The organism is Nonomuraea sp. NPDC049750 (assembly GCF_040659625.1).
Classification (GTDB): domain Bacteria; phylum Actinomycetota; class Actinomycetes; order Streptosporangiales; family Streptosporangiaceae; genus Nonomuraea.
This window is the reverse complement of record NZ_JBFANB010000004.1, coordinates 666,066-674,494: the sequence shown is the minus strand read 5'-3', so window position 1 is coordinate 674,494 and position 8,429 is coordinate 666,066. Positions and strand designations below refer to the sequence as shown.

Sequence of the window (8,429 nt, the reverse complement as noted above, 5' to 3'; positions counted from 1 at the left end):
CGACAGCCGGGCACTCACGCTGACCACAGCCGGGCAATCGACCTCAAGCCGAATCCCTCAACCGACCAGCTCAAGGTCGAGAAAGATCGAGGCTAGAGGGGCGATCTCGATGCAGTCGCCTCCATTGGCGCCGGACTTGGTGGCCTTGCGCCAGGTGGCGGCTGCCAGTTCAGCGGCCAAGTCATCATGGACGTTCATAAGTCACCATCTTCTCGCGTATTGCGGCTTCTGTCTCGTTCACCGGTTGAGCCCATGACCGGATCGCGTCATATCTGACACTAACCGTGCGCACCTTGTCTTCGCGATCCGTTACCTCGCCATCAGCTGCTGAGTCCAGGTAAAGGACATCTGCCCCTTTGGGTAGCTGGGCGATGACGAAGCCGCCCAGCAGCCCGATCGTGGGCACCACGGCCATCGGAACCACTTGCAGCGTGATGCACGGGTGACTCAACAGTTTCACCAGATGTTCGAGTTGTTCCCGCATCACCTCCGGCCCGCCGATAGGCCTGGCGAGAACGCCCTCGTCAATGAGGGCCGAGTAGAGGGGAGGGGTGGGACGTTCGAACACCGCTTGGCGCGCCATGCGAGCTCCCATTGTCTCGTTGATCTGGTCCTCGGAGATACCCGGCTGCCCCCGCAGGACAGCCCGTGCGTACTCGCGAGTCTGCAGAAGCCCGGGAATGACCAGCGGTTGCCAGGTCCGTAGGGTGCGCGCCTCGGCCTCGATCTTCGGCCATTCGCGAAACCATGCCGGGCTCGCCGTCTTCGTCACCAATGGCCAGATCCGGAGCAATTCCCCCGTGAGCCCCAGAAATCTCTCTACTTCCTCGGTGAACTCGCGGCTCGGCGTCCGGTTGGCGTTCTCGATCTGGCACCAGGCTCTTGCTGACGTGGATCGCGTCGGCGATTTGCTCCTGAGTTATGCCCTTTTCGTGGCGCAATCTTCGTAGTTCGGCGCCAAAAAGCGTGAGCGCACTCGCTCCTGGGGTTAGTTCGCCGGCGGCCATGAACGCATCACCACCTTCATGTTCACGGGTGCACACACAATCCCGGCTGGGAGGTGGGAGTTAGGTGTGCACATTGTCAACTGCATAACGTAGCTGGCGGGCGGCATTCTGGAAAGCGAATTCAGAGATTGGGCTGTATTCCGAATACGGAAGGCTCTCGATCTTGTAATGTCGAAAGCCAATGCGACGACGGACAAAGTCGGTGATTTGCATGCTCGTACGAATAGAAGGCGCAAATCTCATCGGAGCGACCAGGCTGCGCCGCAGCCTCGAAGCGCCACGGCACGCACGAGCGGCCGTCGCCTGGTGGCTGGCAGCCGATCATCCGGTGCTCGGTGACGCGCAACAGGTCGTCACCGAGCTGGTCGCCAACGCCTGCACGCACGTGGAGGGGGGACCGCACCGCGAGTGGGTGACGGAGAGCATCGGCCGGGGCGTGGACTGCCTCCGTATCGAGGTCGCCGATCCTGGAGCTCTCGCCTCTGAACCGCACCTTCCCGAGAACCTGGCCCTTGATGGCGAGTCCGGGCGTGGGATGCGCATCGTGCAGGAGTTGTCCGGTGGGCGCTGGGGGACGTACGTCACCACGGCCGGCCATCGTGTCGTGTGGACCGACCTCGGCCAGCCCCCGGTCAGTGACGTAGGAGCGTCAGGCTTGTCTGGCCGTTGGCGACGGTGAGCTGGGCCTGGCCGCCGACCGGAAAGGTGGCCAAGGGGTTGGTATGGCCGACGTCGATGTTGGCGAGGACGGGGATGCCGGTCAGTGTCGGCTGGGCGTCGATGATCTGTTCCAGCAATGGGCGGGTCATATTGCTGGCGCGCTGGAACCGTCCGATCGCCAGTCCTCGAATCCCTGGAGCGTCGGGAAGTTGTAGCAGCGAGGTCAGATTGCGGGCGAAGGCCGCCGGCTGCGACTCGAAGTCGTCCTCGATGATCAGTATCGCGTCGTCGAGAGACGGCATGAAGGCGGTGCCTTGCAGCAGGTTGAGGGTGCACAGATTGCCGCCGACGATTCGCCCCTCGGCGACGCCGGGCCGGATCGCCCACCATCCCTCGTTGGGTGTCAGCTCGCGCTTGTCCTGGTCGAGGAACCAGAGATCGTCGCTCCAGTGGGTTGCCGGGGTCAGGCTGATCGGAGCGGTGTCGAACATGACCGAGGTGAACCAGCGCAAGGTCTGCTCGAGGTGGTCTCGCATTCCGAATGTCGACCAGTGCGGGCCGGAGTAGGTGACCAACCCGGTGCGGGCGAGGATGGCGTTCTGGAGCGCCGTGATATCGGAGTATCCGCACAAGATTTTCGGGTTGGCGCGGATCAATTGCCAGTCCAGGTACGGCAGCAGCTCATTGGAGTTGTAGCCGCCGATGACCGTCAGAATCCCCGCTACCGATGGGTCCGCGAATGCCTCGTGCAGGTCGGTGACGCGTGAGGCGATGCTGGAGGAATTGAACGCGTCTCGCTCGTCGACATGGCTGCCATAGGAGAGTGTCAGGCCGAGTTCGGCGAAGCGGGAGTTGATGATGTCGGTGTGGTCGTGTTCCATCACGAACGCGCGGGACACGGCCGGCGCCACCACTCGTACGACGTCGCCGTCGGTCAGCTTGGGAGGGAAGATCACATCCATCATTGCCGGAGTGTAACGGGGGCGGGGGCAATCTGGCGCTCCCATTTGTTGGCTGCCTCTGCCTCGTATTGGGTGGGCCAGTCGGGAGGCGTGCCCGTCGTCGGCCAGCGGGGGTCAGGAGATCAACGCTTTCGCGGACGCAGCCCGGAAAGGGTTGATAATTGATCTTCGGCCTCGACCTTTCGAGCGCCTGGCTTCGGGAGGTGGAGTATGACACGTCACAGGGCGGTGAGGTGGGTCGCCGCAGTATTGGGCGTGGCCGCCTCTGGGTGTGGCGTACAACCGGCCAACATCGCAGCCCGGACCGCTACATCCGCGTCTCCTCCGCCGAGTGCGACCGCGTCGGCGTCGTTATCCGTGTCTCCTTCGCCGAGTGCGTCCGCGTCGGCGTGGCTGGATGTGCGGATCATGAAACGAGGGCAGGACGACAAAACTCCCAACCCTGATTCGGGCGCAGGCGACCCACGGCTGGCCGCGGCCCTGCTCACTCGCTTCCGAGATGTGCGGGAATGGTCGTACGTGCCGGGTGCCGTCGTTGCGTTGCCCGTCGCCGACCTGGAGTCCACTTTCATTCCACAGCGCCAGATCAGCAGCCCTTTCGTGGGGCCGGAGGAGTGTGACAAGTGGACCGCCGGAATGTGGTTCGAGGTGCTGCAAAAGTACAACACCGCAGGTGTGCAGATGGCCGTCACCATGATCAGCGAGCCCATCCCGAAGCCAGGGACGCAGCACCTGCGACGGCCCGAGGGCGCGGGCTTCAGCGAGGCGATCATCACCGGCTCCCCGGACATGCTGAACCGACTTGGGGATCCGAGTCTGCCCGCGCGATGCCGCCACCTGTCCGATGCGGACGTCGGATCCGGAGACATCCAGCCGATGGATGTTCCACAGCTGGGCGAACGAGCCTGGGCCTATCGCATCACCGGCAGCGGGAAGGTCCCCATCTGGCACTGGGTGGAGGTGATCCAGACCTCGCGCTATCTGCTGGAGATCCGGATCCCGAATCAGGAACCGCGCCCTCGCGCTAATCCCGCCAAACTGCTCCCCCAGATCGCCCAGGAGGCCTATGAAAAGGCGGAGGCGGCACTCCACTAGCTGCCTCGCTGAACTCTTCGCGTCCTTACGCCCCTGGCCCAACGGCCGCGAAAGGGCCCGGCGTGACCGGTGGTGCCAGAAGCTGTCAGCTCGGCGCTCCATCTATTCCTGGCCTGGGAGGTACTGGCGTGCTCTCCCTCACGCGGCCGAGGCTTCCTACGGTGGATGACATGACCACTATTTCTCTCCAGCTGAATAACGGCGTCGTGATGCCGGCTCTCGGCTTCGGCGTCTTCCAGTCGTCTCCGGAAGAGACCGCCGCGGCGGTCGAGACCGCGCTGAAGACGGGCTACCGGCACATCGACACCGCTGCCGCGTACGGCAACGAGCGTGAGGTGGGCGAGGGCATTCGCCGTTCAGGGCTGGACCGCTCGGAGGTGTTCATCGAGACCAAGGTCTGGGTGAGCGACTACGGGTACGACCAGACTCTGCATGCCTTCGACAAGGCCGCCGGGAAGCTCGGTATGGAGCAGATCGACCTGCTGATCCTGCATCAACCGGCGCCGAAGGGATTCGAGGCGACCATCGCCGCCTATCGAGCGCTGGAGAAGCTCTTGTCCGACGGGAAGGTCCGCTCCATCGGGATCAGCAACTTCATGCCCCGGCACCTGGCCGAGCTGATCGAACGCACCGATGTCGTGCCCGCGGTGAACCAGATCGAGCTGCATCCCTACTTCACTCAGCCGGAGGTGCAGCGGGCCGACGCGGAGCACGGCATCCTCACCCAGGCGTGGTCGCCCATCGGCGGCATCACCTTCTATCCCGGCTGGGGTGAGCATCGCAGAAGCGTGCTTTCCGATCCGGTGCTGGGCCAGATCGCCGTCGCGCATGGGAAGACGCCGGCGCAGGTCATGCTTCGCTGGCACTTGCAGCAGGGGCGTTCCGCCATCCCGAAGTCCGTCAACCCCGCCCGCATCGCCGAGAATTTCGATGTGTTCGACTTCGAACTGTCAGCAGAGGAGATCGCACGCGTCGACGCGCTCGACACCGGTGTGCGCAGCGGTCCGGACCCCGACGAGCGGGACCCGATCAGCCTGGGGATCGTCATCCCGGAGGCGTAAGCGCTGGGCTACTTCGTGGGCGCTCCTCTTCTCGGGCTGGCTTCTTTTTCTGCGGCTCTTTCTGTGTCCGAGGGCGTGCGGCGGCGCGGGCACGGGAACGTGGTGGCATCGGGGGTTCTCGTCCGGAGGGAAGGGGCGAGACCAATGACAACATGTCGTTGCTCTCGGCGCTACTGCAATCACGAAAAGTGAGCATGAGTCGGGAGGTGAGCGAGCCGCAGAGCGTAGTGGGGTCCGCCCAGGAGTCTTTCGGGGCTGATGGGGCTGCGGGTGATCAGGTGCCGGCGTTGGCCAGATGGAGGTCGCGCACCAGGTCGATGAAGTCCACTAGCGCGCGTTCATGACGGCTCTGGGTGGTGGAAAGAGGTGTCCAACTGGCCTGGGGCCGGGGGAGCGCGAGGGGGCTGGCAAGCCCCCTCGCTAAGGGGCGAAGCCCCCAGTGAGGCTGCCCGAGCGCAGCGAGGACCATGCCTGTCGGGGGTCGAAGGGGGCGGCAGCCCCCTGGGAGGCGCTGCCCGAGCCCATGAGCGCGCAGCGCCCCCGTGACGAGGACCTTGCCTTAGGAGGTGGTTTCGCGCCACCTGTTGGTGATGGGGAGGCGGCGGTCGCGGCCGAAGTTCTTCGGGGTGATCTTCGGGCCCGGCGGGTACTGGCGGCGCTTGTACTCCGCCGTGTCCACCAGCCGGATGATGCGCGTCACCAGGGCGGGGTCGTGGCCGGCCGTGATGAGCTCCTGTACGCCCATGTCCTTCTCGACGTAGTCGTCCAGCAGCCGGTCCAGCACCTCGTACGGCGGCAGCGAGTCGGTGTCGCGCTGGTCGGGCCGCAGTTCGGCGCTCGGCTCCTTGGTGATCGAGTTCTCCGGGATGGGCCGCTCGGCGTCGAGGCGGAACGATGGGTCGCCGTGGGCGTTGCGCCAGCGGGACAGCTCCCACACCATCGTCTTCGGTACGTCCTTGATCGGGGCGAAGCCGCCCGCCGAGTCGCCGTACAGTGTGGAGTAGCCCGTCGCCAGCTCGCTCTTGTTGCCGGTCGTCAGCACCAGATGGCCGTGCTCGTTGGACAGGCCCATCAGGATCGTGCCGCGGACGCGGGCCTGAAGGTTCTCGGCGGCCAGCCCGGACAGGTCGATCTCCTTCTCGAAGGCGTCGACGATCTCGCCGATCGGCACCACCTGGGCGTTGATGCCCTGCCTGCGTACCAGCTCCTCGGCGTCGCCGAGGGAGTGGTCGGAGGAGTAGCGCGAGGGCATCAGCACCACGTGGACGCGATCGGGCCCGATCGCGTCGGAGGCGATGGTCGCGGTCAGTGCCGAGTCGATGCCGCCGGACAGGCCCAGGATCACCGACTGGAAGCCGTTCTTGACCACGTAGTCGCGTACGGCCAGCACCAGCGCCGAGTAGACCTCCGCGTGCGGGTCCAGGCGCTCGGCCACCGGCGCGGGCACGGGCTCGCGCGGCTCGACCGGGTCGGACGACAGCACCAGGCGGTCCACGGTGATGGTGGAGCCGTCGCCCGTGTCGTACGGGAACGACCCGGTCTCGGCGGTGGAGACCGGGAGGTCCAGGTCCACCACGAGCAGTTCCTCGCGGAACTGCCCGGCGCGCGCCACCAGCTCGCCCGCCGCGTCCACCACGATCGAGTCGCCGTCGAAGACCAGCTCGTCCTGACCGCCGACCTGGTTGACGTAGACGAGCGCGCACCCGGCCTCACGCGCCCGGCGCGCGCACAGCTCCAGGCGTACGTCGTCCTTCTCCTTCTCGTACGGCGAGGCGTTGGGCGCGACCAGCAGACCGGCACCGGCCTGGCCGACCACGGCCACCGGGCCGCCCTCCTGCCACAGGTCCTCGCAGACCGCGATCGCCACGTCGACCCCGTGCAGCCGGAAGATCGGCAGCCGGTCGCCGCGCACGAAGTAGCGGTATTCGTCGAACACCCCGTAGTTGGGCAGGTGGTGCTTGGCCGTGCGGACGACGACCTCGCCCCGGTAGAGCACCGCGGCGGCGTCGAGTGAGGCGCCCTTGGGCTGGCCGATGCGCGGCGCGAGCCCCGCCCGGTCGACGTAGCCGACGACCACGGGCAGCTCGCCCAGCCCCTCCTCCCGCAGTCTGAGCGCGACCTCGCCCAGCGTCCTGATGCTGGCGTCCACGAAGGACGTGCGCAGGACCAGGTCCTCCACCGGATAGCCGGTCAAGAACATCTCCGTGAACACGACCAGGTGCGCGCCGCGGTCCGCGGCGTCGCGGGTCCACGTGAGCAGTCGGTCGGCGTTGCCGGAGAGGTCGCCTACGGTCGGGTTGGTCTGTGCCAGCGCGATACGGAGATGTGCCACAAAGGTCAGCCTAGTACGGTGCCGTTTTTATCGTCCAAGCGACGAAAAGTGGGCTCGCTCACAGAGCCGGCTGGAGGGCGCGCCGCCTGATCGCCGGGCCGAGCGCCAGCATGGCCACCGCCGACAGCAGCCCGACGCCGCCCACCGTGAACCACAGGGCCTGCGGCCCCACGTCCAGCAGCGCCCCACCGGCCAGCGGCGCCAGCACCGAGGCGACCGACCACGCGAACCCGAACAGCCCCGAATACCGCCCCCGCAGGTGCGCGGGCGCCAGCGCCGCGACGATGGTCCCCGCGATGCCCGCCGTCATGATCTCGCCGGCCGTCCAGACGGCGATGGTGACGCCCAGCCAGACGGCATCGGTGACGAAGGCGGTCAGCGCGAACCCGGCCCCCGTGATGGCCAGCCCCAGCGCGAGCGTCCTGGCGGCGTCCAGGCGGCCGATCCAGCCGGACACCAGCGGCTGCACGATGACGATCAGCACCCCGTTCAGCGCCATCGCCACCCCGAACTCCCCGGTGGACAGTCCTGCCTGCTTGACCATCGCGACCGGCAGCATGGTCACGGTCTGCATGTACACCAGCGCCTGTCCCAGCACGACGAGCGTGAAGGCGACCATCACCCGGTCGCGCAGCACCACGCCGAACCCGCCCGTCGACTCGCGTTCGGCCGTGCGGGTCTCGGGGACCGCCCGCCAGACCAGTACGGCGAAGATCACGCTGCTGACGGCGTCGATCCAGAACAGCCAGCCGAATCCGAGCTGGGCCAGCCACCCGCCCGCCGTCATCCCGACCGCGTAGCCGAGGTTGATGGCCCAGAACAGCAGCCCGTACGCCCTGGGCCGCTCCACCGGCGAGACCAGGTCCGCCACCAGCGCGTTGGACGCGGGCCGGTAGGCGTCGACCACCAGCCCCAGCACGAACATCGAGGTCGTGATCGCGGCCAGGGAGGTGCTGTATCCCAGGGCCAGCATCGCGGCCGCGGTGGCGATCATGCTGCCGGACAGCGTGGCCCGCCGCCCGATCCGGTCGGTCAGCCACCCGCCGAGCAACTGCGAGATCAGCGACCCCGCGCCGAACACGGCCATCACGAGCCCCGCGCCCGCCACCGAGACGCCTCTGGCCTGTGTCAGATAGACGCCGGTGAACGGCATCACCATGGTGCCCAGGCGGTTCACCAGCGTGCCGCTCCACAGGGCCCAGAACGGCCGGGGGAGTCCGCCCACCTGGGACCTCAGGAACGATTGCTTCTCAATCACAGTGCTAGTCACGGGACTAAGCCTGATCTTTCGCCTTTGGTGGCCGCGAACGAT

Annotated in this window: 8 protein-coding genes and 1 pseudogene; 3 read left to right on the top strand and 6 right to left on the bottom strand. The window is 66.6% G+C overall.

Going from position 1 to position 8,429, the window contains the following annotated elements; translation table 11 throughout:
* Window positions 1-57: 57 nt before the first annotated feature.
* The 3 genes and pseudogenes from AB0J16_RS14970 to AB0J16_RS14960 form a co-directional block, all read right to left on the bottom strand.
* The gene (locus AB0J16_RS14970; protein ID WP_358538823.1) at window positions 58-198 is read right to left on the bottom strand and encodes a DUF397 domain-containing protein; all 141 of its coding nucleotides are present in this window, start codon (window positions 196-198) and stop codon (window positions 58-60) included.
* Window positions 185-772: a DUF5753 domain-containing protein gene (locus tag AB0J16_RS14965; protein ID WP_358538821.1), complete on the bottom strand. Its 588-nt coding sequence runs from the start codon at window positions 770-772 to the stop codon at window positions 185-187. Before AB0J16_RS14965 ends, AB0J16_RS14970 begins: the two co-directional genes overlap by 14 nt.
* Window positions 773-884: 112 nt before the next feature.
* Window positions 885-1,007 (bottom strand): annotated as a pseudogene (locus AB0J16_RS14960) (helix-turn-helix transcriptional regulator); the annotation flags it as partial.
* Window positions 1,008-1,218: 211 nt separating this feature from the next.
* On the opposite strand from AB0J16_RS14960, the gene AB0J16_RS14955 reads away from it, so the two are divergent.
* Window positions 1,219-1,686: an ATP-binding protein gene (locus AB0J16_RS14955; RefSeq protein WP_358538819.1), complete on the top strand. Its 468-nt coding sequence runs from the start codon at window positions 1,219-1,221 to the stop codon at window positions 1,684-1,686.
* Here the strand turns inward: AB0J16_RS14955 and AB0J16_RS14950 are convergent.
* Complete coding sequence (locus AB0J16_RS14950) at window positions 1,640-2,629, bottom strand: S66 peptidase family protein (protein ID WP_358538858.1); 990 nt, start codon at window positions 2,627-2,629, stop codon at window positions 1,640-1,642. The two genes, AB0J16_RS14955 and AB0J16_RS14950, sit on opposite strands and share 47 nt — an antisense overlap.
* A gap of 399 nt (window positions 2,630-3,028) precedes the next feature.
* Here AB0J16_RS14950 and AB0J16_RS14945 point away from each other — a divergent pair, with 399 nt between their 5' ends.
* Both AB0J16_RS14945 and AB0J16_RS14940 read left to right on the top strand, forming a co-directional pair.
* Complete coding sequence (locus tag AB0J16_RS14945; RefSeq protein WP_358538815.1) at window positions 3,029-3,724, top strand: hypothetical protein; 696 nt, start codon at window positions 3,029-3,031, stop codon at window positions 3,722-3,724.
* Window positions 3,725-3,894: 170 nt separating this feature from the next.
* Complete coding sequence (locus tag AB0J16_RS14940; RefSeq protein WP_358538813.1) at window positions 3,895-4,785, top strand: aldo/keto reductase; 891 nt, start codon at window positions 3,895-3,897, stop codon at window positions 4,783-4,785.
* 559 nt (window positions 4,786-5,344) lie between these two features.
* Here the strand turns inward: AB0J16_RS14940 and AB0J16_RS14935 are convergent.
* Entirely contained in the window at window positions 5,345-7,117 is a 1,773-nt protein-coding gene (locus tag AB0J16_RS14935; protein ID WP_358538810.1) for an NAD+ synthase, read from the bottom strand.
* A 58-nt stretch (window positions 7,118-7,175) separates the two neighbouring features.
* A complete protein-coding gene (locus AB0J16_RS14930) occupies window positions 7,176-8,387 on the bottom strand; it encodes an MFS transporter (RefSeq protein WP_358538807.1) in 1,212 nt (403 codons plus the stop codon).
* Between the last annotated feature and the right edge of the window lie 42 nt (window positions 8,388-8,429).